Annotated in this window: 16 protein-coding genes; 4 read left to right on the top strand and 12 right to left on the bottom strand. The window is 64.4% G+C overall.

The window, feature by feature from the left end; genetic code table 11:
- Nucleotides 1–33: 33 nt before the first annotated feature.
- Entirely contained in the window at nucleotides 34–1,725 is a 1,692-nt protein-coding gene (locus tag IM701_RS04730; RefSeq protein WP_193827946.1) for an MFS transporter, read from the bottom strand.
- 273 nt (nucleotides 1,726–1,998) lie between these two features.
- On the opposite strand from IM701_RS04730, the gene IM701_RS04725 reads away from it, so the two are divergent.
- Nucleotides 1,999–2,622, top strand: coding sequence for a response regulator transcription factor (locus IM701_RS04725; RefSeq protein WP_039337634.1), 624 nt, complete (start codon nucleotides 1,999–2,001; stop codon nucleotides 2,620–2,622).
- Here IM701_RS04725 and IM701_RS04720 read toward each other — a convergent pair.
- Complete coding sequence (locus tag IM701_RS04720; RefSeq protein WP_193827945.1) at nucleotides 2,596–5,946, bottom strand: PAS domain-containing hybrid sensor histidine kinase/response regulator; 3,351 nt, start codon at nucleotides 5,944–5,946, stop codon at nucleotides 2,596–2,598. The two genes, IM701_RS04725 and IM701_RS04720, sit on opposite strands and share 27 nt — an antisense overlap.
- Nucleotides 5,947–6,023: 77 nt before the next feature.
- Nucleotides 6,024–7,469 (bottom strand): S8 family serine peptidase, encoded by a 1,446-nt coding sequence (locus IM701_RS04715; RefSeq protein ID WP_230487802.1) that lies wholly within the window; start codon nucleotides 7,467–7,469, stop codon nucleotides 6,024–6,026.
- Between the two features lie 132 nt (nucleotides 7,470–7,601).
- Between IM701_RS04715 and IM701_RS04710 the strand changes: the two genes are divergently transcribed.
- Both IM701_RS04710 and IM701_RS04705 read left to right on the top strand, forming a co-directional pair.
- The gene (locus IM701_RS04710) at nucleotides 7,602–8,138 is read left to right on the top strand and encodes an RNA polymerase sigma factor (RefSeq protein WP_062345566.1); all 537 of its coding nucleotides are present in this window, start codon (nucleotides 7,602–7,604) and stop codon (nucleotides 8,136–8,138) included.
- Nucleotides 8,135–8,866, top strand: a complete 732-nt coding sequence (locus IM701_RS04705; RefSeq protein ID WP_193827944.1) for an anti-sigma factor — start codon at nucleotides 8,135–8,137, stop codon at nucleotides 8,864–8,866. The genes IM701_RS04710 and IM701_RS04705 overlap by 4 nt, the downstream gene beginning before the upstream one ends.
- Nucleotides 8,867–8,901: 35 nt before the next feature.
- Here IM701_RS04705 and IM701_RS04700 read toward each other — a convergent pair whose 3' ends face one another.
- The 9 genes from IM701_RS04700 to IM701_RS04660 all read right to left on the bottom strand — a co-directional run bounded on the left by IM701_RS04700 (nucleotide 8,902) and on the right by IM701_RS04660 (nucleotide 19,670).
- Entirely contained in the window at nucleotides 8,902–10,059 is a 1,158-nt protein-coding gene (locus tag IM701_RS04700) for an OprO/OprP family phosphate-selective porin (protein WP_193827943.1), read from the bottom strand.
- On the bottom strand, nucleotides 10,056–10,874 hold the full coding sequence (locus IM701_RS04695) for a hypothetical protein (RefSeq protein ID WP_193827942.1): 819 nt from the start codon (nucleotides 10,872–10,874) through the stop codon (nucleotides 10,056–10,058). Before IM701_RS04695 ends, IM701_RS04700 begins: the two co-directional genes overlap by 4 nt.
- Nucleotides 10,871–11,842: an ABC transporter ATP-binding protein gene (locus IM701_RS04690; protein ID WP_193827941.1), complete on the bottom strand. Its 972-nt coding sequence runs from the start codon at nucleotides 11,840–11,842 to the stop codon at nucleotides 10,871–10,873. The genes IM701_RS04695 and IM701_RS04690 overlap by 4 nt, the downstream gene beginning before the upstream one ends.
- Nucleotides 11,830–12,954 carry a DUF1611 domain-containing protein gene (locus tag IM701_RS04685; RefSeq protein ID WP_193827940.1) on the bottom strand — a complete coding sequence of 375 codons (1,125 nt, stop codon included), beginning with the start codon at nucleotides 12,952–12,954 and terminating at the stop codon, nucleotides 11,830–11,832. The genes IM701_RS04690 and IM701_RS04685 overlap by 13 nt, the downstream gene beginning before the upstream one ends.
- A gap of 97 nt (nucleotides 12,955–13,051) precedes the next feature.
- A complete protein-coding gene (locus IM701_RS04680) occupies nucleotides 13,052–14,050 on the bottom strand; it encodes a hypothetical protein (RefSeq protein ID WP_193827939.1) in 999 nt (332 codons plus the stop codon).
- 271 nt (nucleotides 14,051–14,321) lie between these two features.
- Nucleotides 14,322–15,716 carry a trehalose-6-phosphate synthase gene (locus IM701_RS04675; RefSeq protein ID WP_193827938.1) on the bottom strand — a complete coding sequence of 465 codons (1,395 nt, stop codon included), beginning with the start codon at nucleotides 15,714–15,716 and terminating at the stop codon, nucleotides 14,322–14,324.
- Nucleotides 15,713–17,497 carry a glycoside hydrolase family 15 protein gene (locus tag IM701_RS04670; protein WP_193827937.1) on the bottom strand — a complete coding sequence of 595 codons (1,785 nt, stop codon included), beginning with the start codon at nucleotides 17,495–17,497 and terminating at the stop codon, nucleotides 15,713–15,715. Before IM701_RS04670 ends, IM701_RS04675 begins: the two co-directional genes overlap by 4 nt.
- On the bottom strand, nucleotides 17,494–18,228 hold the full coding sequence (gene otsB / locus IM701_RS04665) for a trehalose-phosphatase (RefSeq protein WP_193827936.1): 735 nt from the start codon (nucleotides 18,226–18,228) through the stop codon (nucleotides 17,494–17,496). The genes IM701_RS04670 and otsB overlap by 4 nt, the downstream gene beginning before the upstream one ends.
- 107 nt (nucleotides 18,229–18,335) lie before the next feature.
- Nucleotides 18,336–19,670: an SLC13 family permease gene (locus IM701_RS04660; RefSeq protein ID WP_193827935.1), complete on the bottom strand. Its 1,335-nt coding sequence runs from the start codon at nucleotides 19,668–19,670 to the stop codon at nucleotides 18,336–18,338.
- Nucleotides 19,671–19,797: 127 nt separating this feature from the next.
- Here IM701_RS04660 and IM701_RS04655 point away from each other — a divergent pair, with 127 nt between their 5' ends.
- The gene (locus IM701_RS04655) at nucleotides 19,798–20,640 is read left to right on the top strand and encodes a hypothetical protein (RefSeq protein WP_193827934.1); all 843 of its coding nucleotides are present in this window, start codon (nucleotides 19,798–19,800) and stop codon (nucleotides 20,638–20,640) included.
- Nucleotides 20,641–20,645 lie beyond the last annotated feature (5 nt).

The following is a 20,645-nucleotide window of genomic DNA, read 5'->3' as shown; positions in this document are numbered from 1 at the left end:
CGGGGGCGTCTCCGGAAGCCCCCGCGCTCCGCGTCAGTCGTCGATGCTGCGCTTGTAGGTTTCCGGCAGGAAGACGAGGCCGATCACGCAGGTGGCAGCGGCGACGATCACCGGGTACCAGAAGCCGTAATAGATATCCCCGTTGGCCGCGACCATGGCAAAGCCGATGGCGGGTAGCAGGCCGCCGAGCCAGCCGTTGCCGATGTGGTAAGGCAAGCTCATCGAGGTGTAGCGGATACGGCTGGGAAACAGTTCAACCAGCATCGCCGCGATCGGGCCATAGACCATGGTCACCAGCAGCACGAGGTAGAACAGGATCGCCACGACCAGCGGCTTGTTGATCTCGCCGGGATCGGCCTTGGCGGGATAGCCAACCGTCTCCAGGCCAGTCGCAACCTCCTTGGCGAAGGCGGCGATCGCGGCTTTCTTCTCCTCACCGGCAGCCTTGCGCGGATCGGGCGCCGCCAGTGTCGTGTCTCCGATCCGGATCGAGGCCGGCGTTCCCGCAGCAGCGGCGACGTTTTCGTAGTTCACGGCCGCCTTGGCGAGCGCGTTCTTGACGATGTCGCAGCTGGTCGTGTCGAACTTGTTGGCGCCGACCGGGTCGAACTGCGAGGAACATTCCGCCGGATCGGCCATGACCTTGACCGGGGCATTGGCCTGGGCATGGGCGAGCGCCGGGTTCGCCGCTGCGGTCAGTGCCTTGAACGCCGGGAACATGGTGAGCGCAGCCAGCGCACACCCCGTCAAGATGATCTTCTTGCGGCCGATCTTGTCGGACAGCCAGCCGAAGAACAGGAAGAACGGGGTGGCACAGGCCAGCGCGATAATGATCAGGGTATTGGCGGTCAGGCCATCCACCTTGAGCATCTTCTCGAGGAAATACATCGCGTAGAGCTGTCCGGTGTACCAGACCACCGCCTGTCCGGCGATGGCGCCGAAGAACGCGATCAGCACGATCTTGAGGTTCTTCCATTCGCCGAAGGCTTCGGACAGCGGGCGCTTGGAGGAGGTGCCTTCCGCCTTCATCTTCTGGAACACGGGTGATTCATGCAGCTTGAGGCGCAGCCACAGGCCAATGCCCAGGAACACGCCCGAAAGCAGGTACGGCACGCGCCAGCCCCAGTCCTTGAAGGCCGCTTCGCCAACGCCGGTGACAGGCGAGCGTACGAGGATCACGATCAGCAGCGCCATGGCAAGGCCCGCCGTGGCGGTGATCTGGATCCAGCTGGTATAGAGGCCGCGCTTACCCTCGGGCGCGTGTTCCGCAACGTAAGTCGCCGCGCCGCCATATTCGCCGCCAAGGGCAAGGCCCTGGAACATGCGCAGCACGACCAGCATGATCGGCGCGGCGACGCCGACGCTTTCATATGTGGGCAGGCAGCCGACGAGGAAGGTCGACAGACCCATGACCAGCAGCGTGACAATGAAGGTGTAGCGACGGCCGACCATGTCGCCGATCCGGCCAAATACCAGCGCGCCGAACGGGCGGACGATAAAGCCCGCCGCGAAGACCAGCAGCGCCATGATGAACGACGTCGTCTCGTTGAGGCCAGTGAGGAACTTGGCGGCGATGATCGCGGTGAGGAGGCCGTAGAGGTAGAAGTCGTACCACTCGAACACCGTGCCCAGCGATGAGGCCGTGATGATCAGCTTCTCGCTGTGAGTGGCCTCGTGATGCTTCGGCAAGGCCGAGATATCATCGGGAGTTTCCAAGTCGGGCATCCTCGTTCCATGTTCTTGTTGGCTTCTTGATAAGGTCTTTGGCGGCAAATCGGAATTTAATCGACGGCCTGAGCAATGCATTGCACAGTCTTCGAGAGTGCGACGACGCGACAGGCCGCCGATGGTCGTAGGTATGCGACCAAAGTCGAAGGGCAGGACGGGAGCTACAGGGCGGGATGGTGGGGGTTGTCCACGGTGCGGCAGCGGATAAGCTGCATCACGGCACCGCGCTGATGATCCTTTTCGAAGCGGCAAGGGCCATGAAGGAGCGACGTGAGCGAAACTGTCCTGGTAGCCGACGACCACCCGCTGTTCCGGCAGGCGCTGGCGCTGGCCGTGGCGAACGTGGCGCCCCGCGCCCGGGTGATCGAGGCGGGAACGCTTACGGCAGCAGCGCGGGCAGCAAGCGAAGCATCCGACCTCGCGCTGGTCACCCTCGACCTGAAGATGCCCGGAGCGATCGGCTACTCCGGCATTGCCCTGCTTCACGCCGAACGCCCCGACGTGCCAATCCTGGTGGTCTCGAGCGCCGAAGGGGCGAAAGTTGCAGACGAAGCGCGCGCATTCGGTGCGGTCGGCTTCCTTCGCAAGGATGCCGACCTGGCGGCGATCGAAGATGCGATCCGCGCAGCCCTGAGCGGACAGGCACCGGCCAGCGCGAACGCCGAGCCGGTTGAAGAGATGCGCCGCGAAGTGGCGGACCTGACACCAACCCAGCTCAAAGTTCTGCTTGCCGTACTCGACGGCAAGCTCAACAAGCAGATCGCCTATGACTTGGGCATGAGCGAAGCGACAGTGAAGGCGCACATGACCGCGATCATGCGCAAGCTCGACGTGCAGAACCGCACGCAAGCTGCCCTGATTGCCCGCTCACTGGGTCTCGACCTGAAGAGCTGAGGCGCAACGGGCAAGAAAACCTGCGATCTCGTCGGCATCGACAGGCTTGGAAAACAGGGGGATCTTCCGCAGTCTCAGGCGATTGCGCAGCGCCGTGCCGTTCTCGGCTGACACCATGGCCAAGGCCAGCGCGGGATTGCGGAGGCGGGCCTGATCGATCAGGCACAGGCCATCTTCGCCCGCTTCGAGGTGATAGTCCGCCAGGAGCACATCGGCATGCACGACCTGCGCCAGCGCAGCGTCAGCGTTGTTCGCGACCATGACGGTGTGCCCCAAACTCTCGACCAGTGCGACCGAGGCATCAATGATGTCCTGCTCGTTGTCGACGACGAGAACCCGGAGGGGGCGCAACGGCGCCAGCGTCAGCGGCACTGCCGAGGGAGCAGCATCTCTCGGCGGCGCTCCGTCAAAGGCCGGAAGCGTCACACTGAAGCGGCTGCCCCGCCCGACATGCGACACGAGGGCAATGCGCGCACCGACAAGGCGAGCAATGCGTTCGACAATGGCGAGGCCAAGCCCCAGGCCTTCCGCCTCCACCACGCCGAGCCGGGTGAACTCGCTGAAAATCTCGCGCTGACGTTCGGGGGGGATGCCGACGCCGCTATCGACCACATCGATACGCAGGTCCACCCCGCGCCGGCGCACGCCAACAAGCACGCCGCCCTTCGGGGTATAGCGAAGGGCATTGGCGAGAAGGTTCTGCAGTATCGAGCGCAGCAGGGCGCGGTCGGTCTCGACGGCACCAGGCAGCGGCCCGAGCCTGATCGCAAGACCTTGTGCCTCGGCCAAAGGACGCAAGGTCTCGGCCAGTTCCTCGACAAGCGGAGCCAGCAGGATCGGCTCGGGATTGGGCTGGATGCCGCCGGCATCGAGCTTCGAGATATCCAGCAGCGTGCGCAGCAAGGCTTCGCCCGAGACAATGGAGCGGTCGATCCTCTCGGCAAGAGCCTTTTGCGAACCCTCGAGGTTGCGCCCCAGCGCGGCCGCGAACAGGCGGGCAGCGTGAAGCGGCTGAATCAAGTCGTGGCTTGCCGCCGCCAGGAAGCGCGTCTTGTCACGGGTGGCAGCGGCGAGACGATCATTCACCTCGCTTAATTCGCGGGTGCGCTCGGCCACGCGCTGTTCAAGTTCGTCAAGCGTGCGTGTGAGCTCTGCACGGACCTGCGCTTCTTCGGTGATGTCGGTGAACGACGTGAGATAGCCTCCGCCCGGCATCGGGCCGCCGACCGACTTGATGATCCGCCCATCCCCATGCTTGCGTTCCGATTGATAGGCACGGCGGGCGCGCAAATGATTGAGGCGCTTGGCGACCTCTACCTCGACCGGATCGGAAAAATCCCCCCGCATGACGTTGAATCGGATGAGATTTGCAATAGGGGCGCCAACCCTGACGAGGTCAGCCGGATAGCCGAAAAGTTCGACATATCGCGTGTTCCAGGCCACCAGATTAAGATCGGCGTCAATCACGCTCACGCCGGACTGAAGGTTCTCGAACGTAGCGGCGAGCAATTGGCGCGAGAAGCCGAGAGATTGCCCGCCCTCATCCAGCAGGCGCGCCACATCTGCCGCAGTCATCCTTGCGCCGGCCAGGGCAGAGGCAACCAGCAGCCGCGCGGAGGAATTACCGACCACGCCGGAGATCAGATCCTGCGCCAGGCGGGCTGACAGGCGGTCGACTGGCTGCCCGTGACGTTCGGGCGGGAATGCGGCAATCGCTCGCTCGTTTCCCACGAACCGGGCAGTGAGAGCAGCCAGGTCCGCGAGGTTTCCAGCCGTGCGCCCGGAAGACAGCAAGCGCGGCAGGCGGGGCGCACTGCGCTTGCCCGCCCTGACCAGCGCAAGCACGGCAAGGTTGGCCAGAAGGCTCCACGCGACACCGTGGACCAAGGGGCTGGCATTACCCAGGCCAAGGAGGCGCAAGGGATTGAACAATGAGCCCTCGAGCCATGCCAGCACGGCATCAGGCAGGACCGGCGGCAGGGCGAGCGTGTAGAGCCACAGCGCGAAGCCGGTAAGCAGACTGGCCCGCGCCGCAAGCGGATCGTGCCCTGGCGAGGCAACCGCCATAAGGAGATGGGGCACGAACTGGACCATGGCCGCAAAGGCAACCAGCCCGATCGAGGCAAGCGAGTGCGAGGGGTCGACCAGCATGGCCCAGAGCAAGGCGAGGCCGACGATACCGACGATGGCGGCGCGCCGTACCAGCAGCATCCGGCGTCCGAGATCCCCCGGTGCAGGTCGGCCCTCGTTGCGCAGCAGTGCCGGGAAGATCAGGTCGTTCGAGACCATGATGCCAAGCGCGGCGGCATCGACGATGACCATGGCCGAGCCAGCACTGATCCCGCCAAGAAGCGCTACGAGGCCGATGCCTTGGTACCCGCTGCTTTGTGGCAGGAGCAGCACGTAGCTGTCTGGCGGAACGCCCGGCGGAAGGGCAACCAAGCCGGCCAGCGCGATTGGCAGGACGAGTGCTGCCATTGCCAGCACATAGGCCGCCAGCCCGAGACGCGCGTTGGGCAGATCGCGCGAGGAGTGGGCTTCGGCCAGGCCCATGTAGAACTGGCGCGGCAGCACCACGATCGCGAAAGCCGAAATCACGCATATCACCAGCGTTTCGACGGTAAACTGGCTGGGTGCGAACTGCTGCTCGACGACCAGCCAGGCCCTCTGCCATGCGACCGGCGGCGCCTTGGCAAGCACGAGCACGGCAACGAAGCCGACGAGAGCAAGGGCGACGAGCTTCAGCAGCGATTCAAGCGCAATCGAGAAGACCAGCCCCTCGCTGCGCCCGGCAATCTCGTAGCGTCGCGCACCGAACAGGATGGCGAAGACTGTCAGCACGCAAGCCGCCGCCAGCATCGCCGGAAAAGCAATGGGGCTGCCGGAGGAGATGGCCATCGCCGTCCCGATGGAACGCAGTTGCAACGCGATGTAGGGCACCGTGCCGCATAGCGCCATGACCGTGATGATCCGCGCAACGCCAGGATCGTGGCCAAACCGGGCAGCGATGAAATCCGAAATGGTCGAGGCTCTTTCGCGCTGGACCTCTTCGGCCAGGCGAGAAAAGAACGCTGGCGCAAACAGAAGCAGCAGTGCTGGCGCCACATAGATCGGGAGATAATTCCACCCCTCGCTGACCGCGCTGCCGACCGCTCCATAGAACGTCCAGCTGGAGCAATAGACGCCAAGCGCGAGAGTATAGGCGACGTGCCGGATCTTCGGGCTGCGGCGCAGGGACATGTGTCCGCGCTCGGTCAGTGCAGCGACGCCGAATAGCAGGGCGAAGAGCACCAGCGCCAATAATCCTGCGATCTGTCCGCTCATCCGCTGTCAGTGTTCCAATGCGCTGCTGACAGCGTGATCCACGATGCCGGTGTCAGCAAGGAAAGCCATCCGCGTCGCTACTCGATCAGTCCAAAGCCGTAGGTCTCGTCGAAACCCTGCGTACCCAGATCCTTCGCCGCTTTCCTGAGCTGCAGCCGGCAGGCAGAAGCATCCGCGCCGGTAGCGCGACAGCGGCCGAGCCAGGCTGAAACGACCGGCGTGGCGAACGATGTCCCGGTGAACCTCGCTAGATTACCCCCGGCCTCTGCCGCCAGGACATCGACTCCGTAGCTGGCAACGGCGATATGCCTGCCGCGCTGGGCCAGCCGATAGACCCGGCGATCTTTATCGACCGCGGTTACTGCGATTACGCCCGGAACGGCTGCCGGATAGGACGGCGGTGCCGTGGGGCCACCGTTTCCGGCCGCGGCGACCACCACCTTGCCAGCCTTCACCGCATCACGAATGAGGCGGTCGAGAATAGCGTTGCGCGGTCCGGCCAGGCTCATGTTGATGACCGGAGCGCCCTGGAGCAAAGTCCATTCCAGCGCTGCGGCAATGACTTCGGCAGAGGTATATGGGCGATCCGCCGGGCCCCTGAAGATGTTGGCGCTGTAAATGGTCGGACGACCGGCACTGGCCAGCAAGGAGGCCACTGCAGTGCCATGCCGGGCCTGCGCCTGCGGCGTGGCCCCTTCACTCCACGGAACGATCCGGGCCTTGGCGAGCGCTTGATGCGACACGACTGCGGTATCGATCACGCCAACCGAAAAGCTTTCGTTTGCGCGGGTTGGCATTGTTCTTTCACGTGTCTTGTGCGGTTTGCTGCCAGCTGTCAGGTCCATGCCGTAATAATGGACGACGTCGACTGTGGCGCCTGGGGCAAGTTCACGCAGCCGATCCCTGGCGAGAGTTGCGCTGGTTCCGCTAGGGGCCGCAAGGCGCAGCAGGTCGCGGTCGAGCGCTTCGAGACGGGTCCGCTCGATGATCCGGTAACCGGAGCGCTGTATCTGCACCAAGACGCCTTCGGGCACATCCAGAGCAAAGACTTCGCCGCGCCGGACCGGAAATCCGCGCTCGTCATGTTCGGCGCGTTCGCCATCGGCGATGTCCCGGATTTCGGCGCTGCTTCCCCGTTCAAGGCTGTCGTCGTCTGACTGCTCGGCAAGCTCGGCGGCATCCTCAAGCTCGTCCTCGGCTTCGTCTGCCAGTTCCTTTTCGTAGTCCGCTTCGGCCTTTTCGGCATCCTCGGCAGCCTTGGCTTCATCCTCGGCGCGATCGGCTTCCAGCTTGGCGAGATCCTCGGCGGCCTTTGCCGGTTCGCGCACCTCCCGTTCTTCAATGCGACTGCGATCACGTTCGAAGCGGGCGGCGCGCTCTTCCGCACGCTGGGCCGCGCGATCCTGCTCGCGCTCCAACCGTTCCTGCGCACGCTGGGTTTCGGGCGGATCGCGGTCATGCGGGAACACGGGCACTGCAAGCAACCCGATGGCAATTCCTGACAGGATGGCGCGCATGTCCATGGATGAAATCCTGCTTGATACGCGCCGACAACGACTGCAAGTGCCTGCTATTCCGATGGTCGGCAACTTTTTTGTAGCGCGACCGGGGGTGGGTTGGAATAGCCGGACGCACAAGGCGTTGTGGGGGCATGGATGGAGCAGGCAGATCACGATGCAGGAGCAATGCGCGCGGCAATAGTCGCCGCATTGCCGCGCCTGCGGCGGTTCTGCCAGGCCATGGCCGGCAATGCTGCCGATGGAGACGATCTCATGCAGGCCACGGTTGAAAGGGCGCTGCGGCGTGCCGACCAGTTCGAGCCAGGCACGCGGCTCGACAGCTGGATGTATCGCATTGCGCAGAACATTCACATCGATGGTGCGCGCGCTGCCCGGCGGCGCGGCACGGCAATCGATGTCGATGCCCTCCACGGTATTGCCGGCAGCGATGGGCGCGAGACCGTCGAGAACCGGTCGCAACTGTCCGCTGCCCAGCGCGCGCTGCAGGCGCTGCCCGATGATCAGCGTGCGGTCTTTGCCCTCGTGGTGATCGAAGGCCGCAGCTATCGCGATACCGCCGAAACACTGGAGGTGCCGGTGGGCACGGTCATGAGCCGACTTGCCCGGGCCAGGGCAAGGATCGCCTTATGCCTTGGCGAAACTCAGTTCACGCAGAAGGATGCCCAACCATGACCCCTTCGCGCGAAGAACGGCTTGCCGCATGGCTTGACGGCGAGCTTACCGGCGCAGACCTTGACGCATTCGAGGCTGAACTTGCTTCCGACCCCGAGCTCAAGGCCCTTGCCGACGAATGGGGCGCAAACGACGCCCTGATCGCCGGGGCTTTTGCGCCGGTGGCAGAGGCGCCAATCGATCCGGCAATGCTCGAACGGCTCGGCCTTGGCGAACCGGCTCCGCTTGCGGTTCTGCCCCCACCCTCATCCTTGGCCGCCAACGACAATCCGCTATGGTGGAGACGCCATGCCCTGCCTATGGGCGGAGCGATTGCTGCGAGCCTCGTGGCCGCTTTGGTGCTTGCCCCTCGCGGTGGCTCGCCTGATCGCGATCCGTTCTCGCTCGCTCTGGATCGGACGCCTTCGCTGGCTTCGGCAGAGCTGCCCGATGGCCGCAGGATCACCCCTGCGCTGACCGCGCGGGCAGCCGATGGGCGCTGGTGCCGCGAATTTGGCGAAGGTGGCAAGGTGGCCGTGGCCTGCCGCGACACGAAAGGCGTCTGGACGATCGAAGCGCAGGGGGCTGGCGGAACCTCTTCCAACACCGGGGACTACGCGGTGGCAGCCGGGGCCGACGATGCCGTGCTGGACGCAGCCCATCGCCGCCTAAAGTTGGCCGATCCGCTTGATGCGGCTGCAGAACAGGCGCTGATCGCAAACGAATGGGGCGGCCACCCCAGCAGGTGACCGCCCCGGCGGAAGCCAACCCGAAAGGCTCCGCTTTAGAAACTCACCTGAGCACGCAGGACACCCACGCGATTCTTGACCGGCGCGCCCCCGCTGGGGAAGCGGACGCGGTTGTCGGTGTATGTGGCCAGCAGGCGCAGATTGGTGCTGATCGTCCAGATTGCGCTGGCACTGAGCGCGCGGCCGATGCCCCTGTCGAAAGTGCCATCGACCAGGTCGAGGCGGCTGTAGCGCGCGGCGATTTCAACAGCACCTCCGCCCTTGCGACGTTCCGGACCGCCGAAGATTCCACTCGACGCACTGTAAGCATGGCGCTGACCGGTCACGATCCAGCCGACCTGGACGGTCTGGCCATTGAAGCTGCGATCGTCCCGCAAGGTGCGATGCAACTTGAGCGACAGGGCCTGCGCCTGAACCAGCACCGGGCCAAGCGAGACGGCTGCTTCGACGTTCAAGGCCCTGAGCGTTTCGAGCGATCCGAGCGTACCGCTGGACATGATGTTAGGAGCGAAGACGGAGCCAGGGTCGGCGGTAAAGCGTACGCGCTCGATCGCTGAAAATGTCCTGCGTTCTCCTCCGACGCCCAGATGCACGATTGCCTTGCGTGAGCGAACCGGCGCAAACGTGAGCCTGCCCACCACACCCTTTCCGCGCTCGGTGGTGCGGCCTTCATCGTTGGCGAGAGCATCGGTGAAATACCCCACGCTGGCGCTCCAGTTCCGGCCGCCGGAGGTGATCGCGCCACCAAGGCCGAAGCCGCCGGTCAGGGCAGATGCCATCGAGCGTTCGGCAAATGGCGTGGCATTCGAACTTTGCAGGTCCTCCATCGAGAACGGCACGATCATGTTGCCGCCCTTGATCTCGAGGTTCTTCACCGGTTCGATGGAGACCCAAAGATTGCGCCAGCCTCTGGCCCCGGCAAATTCGCGATCGACGCGAAAGCGCAGGATTTCACCAACCCGACCGGACAGCTCGATGCGGGCGCGGCGGACGTCGGCGCTGGTCACTCCTGTACGTTGCAAGGCGGGATCGTCGAAGACGCTGGCGTCAAGATGCAGGCGTCCGCCGAGGTTCAGTTGCAGCGGGCCTGCATCAAGCGTGAGGCCTTTCTCATCCGCTTTGACCTCTTGCGCATGGGCAGGCAGAGCACAAAGGGCGATTGCGGGGGCGATAGCCCTTGCAAAGGTGTTCATGTTTCAGGTTCCTCGGGTTTGGCCCGGCGCGTGCCGAGCTGATGTAGGACAAGCGGGACGAGGCCAAGCTGGACGGCATCGCCGAAGGCGTGGCTCAGGCCTGGAATGATCGTGAGGCTGCATGAAAAGCCCGCCTTGCGCACGGCCCGGTCCCAGCGCCGGGCGCGCTGGAGGCGATGTACGCCCTGCACGGCGTCAATGGCATCGGAGCGCCGCAAGGCTTTGTCCTGCCGCCGGTCAAGCGAGCCGACCAGCACGTCGAAACGGACATGGGCGAGCGCGGTGTGATCGATCGGGCCAGGAGCGTCCTGAAGGCCGAGTGGCCACGGGAGGCAGCAATCGGGCATGGTGTACCATCCGGCGGCGGCAGCGATGCAATGACGCACCTTGTGAGGGTGGAGCATGGCGAACCGGTGGGCGAACTGAGCCCCGCCGGAAAAGCCGAACAGGTTGCACTGCGCGCCATGCATGCCGAACCGGACAGCCGCATCTGCAAGGATGTCGAAAAGGGCGTCGTCGCAATGCAGAGCGCCATCCGGATCGCGCACTTGCTGATATCTGCCGAAGCTCCCGCGCTCGAACAGAGGGGCGATCACCGGGATGCCGTGCAGCGCAGCAAGTTCGCCAAAGCGCAGCGCCAATTCTGGGGCGTTACGTGAAATCCCATGGACCACCACGAGCGGGACGGCATCGCTTGCGCAGTTCTCGGGGATCACCGCGTAATAGCGGCGGGCTGGCGTCGCCGGCACGGTAACGAACTGCGGCAGGGTCATTGTGATTGCAGCCGTTTGCGGGATCGGGAACAGAGCGGTCATGCGCAGTCCTGTCTGTTTGCAGGTCGAAAGCGGTGCCTGGGCTCGGAAAGGTCGACCAGCACTAGGGAATCCGGTTGCGGAGGCGCCTTGGGAAGGCGCATCAGGCGCCGGATGCGGAGCGCCGAAATACGCGCCGAGATCCATAGCTCTGCCGCGCGGGCAAGGTCGTTCAGGGCAAGGCCAGCTGTGCCGATCACCACAACCGTTCCTGAAATCGCGCCACCATCGAGCAGCACGACCAGCACGATCAGGCTGGTCAGCAGGTGCGGCAGGCCACGCAGGGTTCCGGTCCACCAGGCACGCCGCAAGGCGGCACGGTTCAGGGCATCGCTGCGCCGCCGAAGGCGCCGCAGCCGGGCTCGCTGCCGTGGGGGAACGGCACCGTCCGCCATTTCTGCAATCGTGTCAGAAGCAAAGGCGGACAGGCGCCCACGGGTGCGCCGCACCTCGCGGACCGCGCGCGACATCGGGCCCAGCAGGGCGGCTCCTGCCGCCATGCCAAGCAACAGAAGGGTGGCGATCCTTGCGCAAAGCCATGGTGATTGCGCCGCGGCCCAGGCCAGAAGGGCAGCCACGAGGATTGGCGCTGTGGCGGCACGCGGCAACCCGTCGCTCAACCACTGGCGCCGGGCGGACAGGTCGCCAACAAAGACCTGCAGCAGGGCCCCATGGCGCTGGCGGGCGATCTGCGACGGATCGGCCCGCAAGATGCGCCGGAACAGCCCGGCGCGCACTTGCGCCACTTCGTGCCAGCCAATCGCCTCGCACAGCCTTCGGCGCGCCACCTCCAGCCCGAAAGCGCAGAGCAGCGCGACCACCGCTAGCGCAACTATGGGCGAGGCGGCCGGCTGCTGCGCTGCGCGGTGCACAAGCGCGGCGCCGACGAGCGTTGCGCAGGCTTGCGCAACGGCCACCGAAACCGGAGGCAGCATGCGCCGCGCGATGGATGGGGAAATCAGGCGAGGCACGATTTCGCATCGCCAGCGAAGCAGATCTTCGGCGCAGTAAGGGGATCGCGCAAATCGGCCAGCGACAGGACCGGCCAACCGAGCGCCGCTTCGGCTTCTCGCACGGCAAGCGGTGACGCACTGAGCAGACCGGACACGCCAAGCACCCGATGCCCCGCCCTCACCAGCCAGTCATGGCCAGCCACCGCGCCCATTGCATCGCCTGCCGCGAACAGCACGCCGTGCAGCGCCTCACGCAGGCGGCCACACTTGAGGAGGGCGCCGGTTTCGCGCTGCAGCAAGCCGTCGGCCACTTCGATGACGATGATGTCCGGTTTCGATACCGCGCTGTGGGCGATGAGCGAAAGGGCGACACTTTCGATGCGGTCAAGCGTCAGGCCAGCGGTCGAAGTATGACCATGATCGGTGAAATCGAGAACAGAGCGCGCACCAGCATCAAGCATGGTCCACAGATCGCCACCGGAGCCCGTCCCCGTGACCTTGCTCGCAGCGACATTGAGGCCGGCCCGCGACAATCCATGGATCAATCCGGCCCCAGCGGTCGTCTTGCCCGCGTTCATCGACGTGCCCACCACCGCGACGACGGGAGGCAGGACAGGTGGCAGGGTAAGGCGTGGTAGTCCGAACCAACCGAGGTTGAGTACCTTGCCATCGTCATCGGCCAGCAGGCCAACCGGCTCGATCCGCGTGGCCGGCCGCATCTTCGCGTGGCGGCTGAGGACAAGACCGGCGACGCCACCACCGGCGACCAGATCACAGGCCGAAAGGTCCTGAGGTACAACGGCCTCGAACTGGTCGGGTGCGTAGCGTTCGCCATAGGCGACGATGATTTCGTCGCCGACATAGAGCTGGGCGCGGCGGCCATGGGGCGATTCAAGCTTCTGGTGCTGGCCGAGCTGAGCCACCCGCGCCAGCACCAGATCCCCCGCCCGCGGCCTTACGTCGCTGCGCAGCCGCGTCGCCAGATCAAGGTCGACGCGGCGCGTGGTGAAGGCCCGCTTTGCAGCCGTGCGGCGATCCTCGTGCAAGGCCCGCCCCTTGCGCGCGATGGTCCCTGTTACGTCCCGGCTTGGTGCAACCAGGCTTCCCTGGGCTTGCAGGTCCTGCAGCATGTCCAATCACCCCTTCTTTCCAATCGGGGCGACAACGACAGCAATTCAGGCTTATTCCATCGGCTGCAGAATTTTCTTCAACTCCCCAGTTCAGGCCTCAGTTAAGGCGCCAGCTGAGCGACACGCCTCCCGCGAAATCGGTGCTGCGTGCGTTGAAGCCGGTGCTGGCAAAGACCTGCAGGCGCAGCTTTCGCGAAAGACCGAAGTTGATCCAGCCGGTAGCTTCACTGCTGGCAATGAGACCCGGCGTCGCCGATTCCTGCCAGTCATAATCGGCCCCGACGATCGTGCCGCCGGGAAGCCGGTAGCTCACCCCACCGCTTGCCCCCCAAGTGTCCTGCAGAGTGGACCCGGCCGGTTTGCCGAGAAAGCGATAGCGCGCACCGGCAAACAGGCTGAAGCTTCCGATGTCCTGCACGAGATCGCCGCTGATGGTAACATCGGCCTTGCCGGTACCAAGGCGTTTCGCTCTGGAGGCAGTGGGCAGCTTCACGCGCGCGCCAAGGTCGAGCCAGGTCGACCGGCCGAGTTCCAGCGAGTAGCCCAGTGCAACAGAGACATCGCCGAGCCCGCCCCGGCTGTTGGATATGGGCGCACCGGGCACTGGCGGCGTGATGATGCCTCCGCTGCCGCTGTCGTCATCGCCGCCCGATGACCCCGAACCGCCGCTGCCAGAGCCGCCAGAGCCGGAATCGTCAGATCCCGAACCTGAACTTCCCGAACCGGAACCCGATGAGTCATCGCTGCCGGACCCACCGCTGCCGCTATCGTCGCCCGAACTGAGGTCTCCGAATCCGGCATCGCGCCCCTGCGGCGTGTCGAGAATGCTTCCCGGGCCATCGATATGGACCCAGGGAACGGAAAGGCGGATCGAAAACCCGCCCTTGCGGTACTTGATGGCGACAGGCGCGGAGACGACTTTGGTCGTCGCGGTATCGCCATATTTGCCTTCGGAGTAATTGGCTCCGGCACTTGCGCGCCAGACCGCCGGCTCATCATCCTGCTGCGTCTGCGCTGCCGCCTCTTGCGCTGCCGCTGCCTGCACAGAGGCTATGCCCGCCAGCAGGATAGCGCCTGCACGCAATGCATTCTTCATCGTACCCCCCTCGTCTGGCCGTGTGGTGATCCATCACAGCCCCCGATAACGACACGACTTGCAGCATTATTCCGGGCAGAAAAGCAATTTTCGCACGGCCGGAGCATCCGGCACCCAGACAGATGCGCGAAAATCGATCGCTGCGTGCAGGTTCGCCAGAGCTTGAGGGACTCGACGCAGTCGTCATGGTAGCAGGCACGTCATCTTTGCGATGAAAAGCATGGGGCACCTGGGCTCTCCGCCGGGTGGCCTGGAAGCAGCTGTACGCCCTTCAGATTCTTTCCATTGTGCCGCAAGTCGGCTGCTGGCAATCCTGAAGGGCGTCGGTGAATCGCTTCGACCACCACATCACGTCCTGCTCTTCCACGCCGTTCATGAGCGCTCGCCAGCGGCGGATCCTTTCCTCGCGCGGCATCCTGATGGCGCGGCCCAAGGCGTCCGATATCTCTTCGGCGCTATGCGGATTGACCAGCAGAGCCTCGGGCATCTGCTCGGCGGCACCGGCAAAGCGTGACAGGATCAGCACGCCCGGATCATCGGGGTCCTGCGCGGCGACATATTCCTTGGCGACAAGGTTCATGCCATCGCGCAAGGGCGTGACGAGGCCCACCTTGCTGGCGCGATAGACCCCGGCGAGCATGTCGCGTGTGTAGCCCTGATTGACGTAACGGATCGGCACCCAGTCAAGCCCGGCATGCGCCCCATTGATGCGCCCGGCCAGCCCTTCAAGATTGCTGCGGATGCGCTGGTAGCTGTCGACCGTCCCGCGCGATGGCGGTGCGATCTGCAGGAGGGTCACCTCCTTGCGCTCCTCCGGGTGCTCGGTAAGGAACCGCTCATAGCCGAGGAAGCGCTCCTCGAGGCCCTTGGAATAATCGAGCCGGTCCACACCGACGATCAGCGTGCGGCCAACGGCGCTGACGCGGACACGTTCGTAAGTTTCCCTCGCCTTCTCGCTCGCGGCAAGGGCGGCGAATTCCTTCGCATCGATGCCGACCGGGCAGGCGATAAGGCGCAGGCGACGCTCGCCCACTGTCAGCCAGCCATCGTCATCGATCGTGCCGCCCAGCTCATGTGACACGTAATCGCCGAAAGATTGCAGCCATTCATCGGTGTGGAAGCCGATGAGGTTGTATGCCAGCAGGCTTTCGGTCAGCGCACGCGCCTCGGGCAATGTCGCCAGCAGACGACGAGGCGGCCAGGGAATGTGCAGGAAGAAGCCGATGCGGTTCTCAACGCCACGCGCCCGCAGTTCCCTGCCCAGTGGAAACATGTGGTAATCCTGCACCCAGACCAGATCGTTCGGCTCGATCAGCGGCAGCGCCGTCTCGGCAAAGCGTTCGTTGGCGCGCCGGTAGCCATCGGCAAAGCTGCGTTCGTATTCGGCCAAGTCTATCCGGTAGTGGAACAGCGGCCACAGCGTGCGGTTGGCGTAGCCGTCGTAGTACTCCTCGATGTCCTGCTCTTCGAGATCGATCGTGGCCGTGGTGACGCCGTCAATGCGCTCCATGTTGATATGGCCGGTGAACTCGCTGGTCTCGTTGCCTGACCAGCCGAACCAGATGCCGCCATGTTCGCGCAAAGCTGCCGAGAGCGCCACGGCGAGCCCGCCCTGCGCACCGCCACCGGCGCTGACACGGTTCGAAATGACTATCAGCCTGCTCATCGTACGGTGTTCCAGGGTTTGCTCAGCAGGACGGCGCAATTGATGAGCCCGACCAGAGAGTAGGTTTGGGGGTAGTTGCCCCAGAGTTCGCCCGTTGCCGGATCGATATCCTCGGAAAGGAGGCCAGATTGGGTGCGGCGGCTCAGCATCTCTTCGTAAAGCGCCCGCGCCTCGGCGGTGCGTCCGGTCAGGTGCAGGGCCTCGATCAGCCAGAACGTGCAGACGTTGAAGGCTGTTTCCGGCAAACCGAAATCGTCCTCGGTGGCATAGCGCAGCATGTGCGATTCCCGTCGAAGGCCCTCTTCGATGGCCGCCAGTGTCGAGACAAAGCGCGGATCATCCGGCGCAAGGAACCGCAGATCGAGCAACTGGATCACGCTGGCATCGAGATCGTCGCCCGAGAACGTGGCCGACATCCGCTCGGTGTCGGGCCGCCATGCGGCGCGCTCTATCCGCTCGCGGATCGTGGCCGCGCGCTCGCTCCAGAAAGCGGCCCGGTCATCAAGGCCGATGGCCTGCGCCGCGTTGCCCAGCCTGTCGCAGGCTGCCCAGCACATCGCCGCTGAATAGGTGTGGACCGACTGGCGCGTGCGCAGTTCCCACAGACCTGCATCGGGCTTGTCGAACAGGTCCCATGCCCTCTCACCCACTTTCTCCAGCGCTTCGAAATCGGCAAGGCCCGACATGCGCAACAGGCGCTGGTCGAGGAACGCCTGCGTGTTCGACAGGACGATTTGACCATAGGCGTCGTGCTGGACCTGGGAATAGGCAGCGTTACCCACCCGTACCGGACCCATGCCGCGATATCCGGGGAGCTTTTCGGCCACCCCCTCGTCTATCCGCGCCTCGCCCAGCACGCCGTACAGCGGCTGGATATGGCCACCGCGGGCATTGTCGACGATGTTGCGCAAGTAGGCGAGATAACCTTCGAGCACGTCCAGCGCGCCAAGCCGGTTGAGCGCCTGCACGGTGTAATAGGCATCGCGGATCCAGCAGTAGCGATAGTCCCAGTTGCGTTGCGATCCCGCATGTTCGGGGACCGAAGTGGTCAGCGCGGCGACGATGGCGCCGGTCTCTTCGTGCTGGCACAGCTTGAGCGTAATGGCCGAGCGGATGACCACGTCCTGCCATTCGACCGGCGTGGCCAGCCCGCGTACCCAGTGGCGCCACTCGGTAACGGTCGCATCCAGCATCTGTTCGAGCGTTTCGGCGAGATTGCCGGAGAAGCTCTCGTCCGGTCCCAGAAAGAAGTACTGTGCCTGCTCGACCCGGAAGACACGTTCCTCCGCCACAAGGCCGACCGGTGCAGAAGTGGTCAAGCGCATCGTCATGGCTTGCGAAAGGAAGCGGATGTGGTTCGATCCGCCGATGGTCACGGCGCAGGCGTTACCCCAGTTACAGGTCGGCCGAAGGTGCATGCGGATGCGCGGGCTGCCGGCCACCGGACGCACGATCCGCGCATAGGCGACCGGACGATAGGTGCGGCCATTGCGCCGGAAATAGGGGCAGAAGTCGATGACCTCTATCTCGCCGCCATTCGCATCGCGGTGGCGCGTGACGAGCACCGGCGTATTGCGCAGATAGCGCTGGGTGATTTCCACACGATCTTCAAGATCGATGGACCACAGGCCTGTTTCCGGCTCTGCCCCACCCACCAGCGCAGAAAAGAACGGATCGCCATCGACTCGCGGAATGCAACCCCAGACAAATGCGCCGGAGGTATCGATCAGCGCCGAGACCTGGCAGTTTCCGATTGGCCAGAGATCGAGCGATGCCGTCATGCCAGCGCCTCCCACAGCCATTCGCGCAAGTCGCCCGGAGACCGCAGGCCATAGGTTGCAGCAGTAGGTCGCGGCTCGCCCACAAGGATGGCGTGTCCGCCAAGGTCTCGAACCGCTGCAAAGCCCGGTTCGTCAGTCAGGTCGTCGCCTGCGAAAACCGGCGTCGTGCCTGCGAGGTCAGGATGCGCCATCATCACCCGGATGGCACTGCCCTTGTCCGAACCTGCATCGCGCAGTTCCGCCATCATCTTCCCTTGCTGAAGAAACAGACCGTGGCTTTCGGCCAGTTCATGAGCGAGGGCGACAGCGTCCGCCTCGGCCTGCGGCATCATGCGATAATGCAGGGCAACGCCAAGGCTCTTCTCCTCGACAAGCACGCCGGGGTGTTCGTCTGCGAATGCACAGAACCGCGCTGCCACGTCATCCAGCTGGCCGGGCCGTGGAGGACTTATCGTCACGCCACCCCAGCGATGCTCGCCACCGTGGCTGCCTGAAATCCAGATGTCCCGGCTGACTGCACCCAGCATCCCGTCGATCTGTGCCAGGGAGCGCCCACTCACCACCGCAAGCCTGCCGTCCAATCGGTCGAGCAGTGTATCAAGCAGAAGCCGGGTCTGCGCGTCGGCACAAACAGCTCCGGGACAGTCATCAAGCTCGAACAGCGTTCCGTCGAGATCCAGGAAAAGCGTGCTGTCTTCAAAAGCCAAGCCGGCCGGAGGCGATAGGGGCATTGCCGCAAGCTTGATTGGGTCTCTCCTGAAAAAGTCCCGGCCGCAAAGGGCTGCGCCCGCCTCTTCCGAACCCGGGCACAGCAGGTTTTGTTCCTGCGATCAGCCAATTAGAACGGGAAGTAGTGGGGTATCGCCATAACCGCCACGGCCCATGTCAGCAGATTGAGCGGCAGGCCCACCTTCACGAAATCCATGTAGCGGTAACCACCCATCTGGTAGACGAGGACGTTGGTCTGGTAGCCGAAGGGCGTGGCGAATGCGGCGCTTGCCGCCATCATGATCGTAACCAGAAACGGGCGCGGGCTGACCGAAAGGCTCTCGGCCAGTGCCACGGCCACCGGCGTCAGCAGGACCGCAACAGTCGCATTCGACAGAAGTTCGGTAAGCAGCAGCGTCGCGCCATACAGCAGGATCAACGCCGTCAGCGGTCCGACCCCGTTGACCGAGCCGATCATCCACTGCGTGACTTCGGCGGCGAGGCCGGTCTGTTCCATGGCAATGCCGATGACCACCATCCCTGCGATCAGCAGCAGGATCTCCGGCCGCAATCCGGCATAGGCCTGATCGGGCGAAATCACGCGCAGCACTATGAGCAGGACCGCGCCGGCAAAGGCCGCTGCGGCAATCGGCACGAGGTTGATCGCCGCCACGGCAATCACCCCGATGAACACCGCCACGGAAATGAGCGCCATCCTCGGCTGGAACTCGTGGGCCTCGGCATAGACCCTCGTGTCTTCGAGCGAGTCTCCCGTGAGATCCACATGGCTGACGGAATGGCGCTCGAAATCGGCCCGGGACGATGTCCCTTCAGGCTCCTCGATGGGTGCCGGCGCGCCTTTGACGAGCTTGCCGGTAAACAGCACGAGATAAAGGCCTCCCACTGCCGCCATGGCCAGCCCGACCGGGGTGATCTCGAATATGCCGAACGGCGCTTGTCCGGACGACCGTGCCATGTCGTCGACCAGCAGGTTGGTGGATGTGCCGATCAGCGTGCAACTGCCCCCCAACACCGCGACATAGGACAGGGGCATCAGGAAGCGTCGCGGATCGAGCCCGATGGATTTCGCCACATCCCTGATGACAGGCGCCGCAACCACCACGATCGGCGTGTTGTTGAGGAAGGCCGACCCGAAGCCGGACATGCCGATAAGCCCCCACAAACCCGCCGCGCCGGTCCTGCGGCAAAGCACGACGGCTTTCTCGATGGCCTTGTCGAGCAGCCCCGAAAGCTCCATCGCATAGGCAATCACGAACAGCGATGCGAGCGTGAGAATGGCGGGGCTGGCAAAAGCTCCCTGGACTTCGCTGGGGCGCACGGCGCCTGTCACCAGCAGGATGGCAGCGCCGCTCAGGGCAATGACATCGGCCCGCATTCGATCGGCAACCAGCGCGACGACCACGCTGACAAGGACCACAAGGGTCAGAATTTGCTCGATCGTCATGATTATCGAACTCTTACAGACACATGACCTTTCCGACAATCGGTGCTAGGTCTTGGCGATGATAAGGGCATGTCGCAGTACGGAATGGTCGGCCAGTCGATCAGCCAACTGGTCGTTGGGCCGAATGTTGGTGCTGACAGCCTTGTTCGCCACCACCCTCTTCGCCCTCGCCGGTTGCCAGCAATCCGATCCGGAACCGCAGGCATCCTCTGCCCCAAAGGTCGCCATCGAGGCTTTGCCGACCACGACGCCCAAGGCGCTCTCGGCATTGGGCCGTGCCGATATCCTGGCCGCGGTTGCCGCGGCAGCAGACGAGGTCGCCGCTGGCAACCCCCTGCCGCAATCGAACCTCGAACTCGCGAACAGAAGCTTCGAACTGACCATGCCGATCGCCTGCGCGGACGGCGTGACCGGCGCCTGGGGTTCCTGGCGCCTGGATCCTTCATCGCGTGTCCTGCGGGTTAGCTTCAGTCGGCAAAACTGGGCCGCCGAGCCGCTATTTGCGGACCTTGCAAACGGCCAGCCGTTCGAGGCGGCCGAGGGCTTCTGGGTCGAACGCCCCTGGACACGCTCGGAACAGTGCCCGCGGCCGGTTGTCAGTGCGGCCGCGCCGGGAATTCCTGAGAAGGCGCCGCCGAAGATCGCTGAAGCTGCGCCACGGGACCAAGCCGCGCCGGACAACAGGCTCGCGCTCGTGCAGTATTTCTCGTCCGACGCGCCGCGTACGCTACTTCGGGGCAAACGGCCTTATGCCTATACGGCGAAGGTGCAAAAAGATGCAGAGCCAACGGTGCGTGCTTTCGGGGTCAGGATCGAAGGACGGATCTCCGCCTTTGGCGATGGCCAGCCGGTGCATTGCGTGAATCGGCAGACAAGCAAACCGCCAGTTTGCGCGGTGGCGGTCGAATTCGGCAAGATAACCCTTGAGGATGCCGCGACCGGCGAGACATTGGCAGACTGGGACAGCTAGGCCCT

The sequence above is a fragment of the Novosphingobium sp. ES2-1 genome (genome assembly GCF_015169775.1).
Classification (GTDB): Bacteria; Pseudomonadota; Alphaproteobacteria; order Sphingomonadales; family Sphingomonadaceae; genus Novosphingobium; species Novosphingobium subterraneum.
Note: the sequence above shows the minus strand (reverse complement) of the source record. Positions and strands in the feature narration are given on the sequence as shown.

Bases quoted from the DNA above. Each gene is read 5' to 3' on its own strand.
- IM701_RS04730 (WP_193827946.1), bottom strand. From the start codon at position 1,725: ATGCCCGACTTGGAAACTCCCGATGATATCTCGGCCTTGCCGAAGCAT.
- IM701_RS04720 (WP_193827945.1), bottom strand. From the start codon at position 5,946: ATGAGCGGACAGATCGCAGGATTATTGGCGCTGGTGCTCTTCGCCCTG.
- IM701_RS04715 (WP_230487802.1), bottom strand. From the start codon at position 7,469: ATGGACATGCGCGCCATCCTGTCAGGAATTGCCATCGGGTTGCTTGCA.
- IM701_RS04710 (WP_062345566.1), top strand. From the start codon at position 7,602: ATGGAGCAGGCAGATCACGATGCAGGAGCAATGCGCGCGGCAATAGTC.
- IM701_RS04705 (WP_193827944.1), top strand. From the start codon at position 8,135: ATGACCCCTTCGCGCGAAGAACGGCTTGCCGCATGGCTTGACGGCGAG.
- IM701_RS04700 (WP_193827943.1), bottom strand. From the start codon at position 10,059: ATGAACACCTTTGCAAGGGCTATCGCCCCCGCAATCGCCCTTTGTGCT.
- IM701_RS04695 (WP_193827942.1), bottom strand. From the start codon at position 10,874: ATGACCGCTCTGTTCCCGATCCCGCAAACGGCTGCAATCACAATGACC.
- IM701_RS04685 (WP_193827940.1), bottom strand. From the start codon at position 12,954: ATGCTGCAGGACCTGCAAGCCCAGGGAAGCCTGGTTGCACCAAGCCGG.
- IM701_RS04680 (WP_193827939.1), bottom strand. From the start codon at position 14,050: ATGAAGAATGCATTGCGTGCAGGCGCTATCCTGCTGGCGGGCATAGCC.
- IM701_RS04675 (WP_193827938.1), bottom strand. From the start codon at position 15,716: ATGAGCAGGCTGATAGTCATTTCGAACCGTGTCAGCGCCGGTGGCGGT.
- IM701_RS04670 (WP_193827937.1), bottom strand. From the start codon at position 17,497: ATGACGGCATCGCTCGATCTCTGGCCAATCGGAAACTGCCAGGTCTCG.
- otsB (WP_193827936.1), bottom strand. From the start codon at position 18,228: ATGCCCCTATCGCCTCCGGCCGGCTTGGCTTTTGAAGACAGCACGCTT.
- IM701_RS04660 (WP_193827935.1), bottom strand. From the start codon at position 19,670: ATGACGATCGAGCAAATTCTGACCCTTGTGGTCCTTGTCAGCGTGGTC.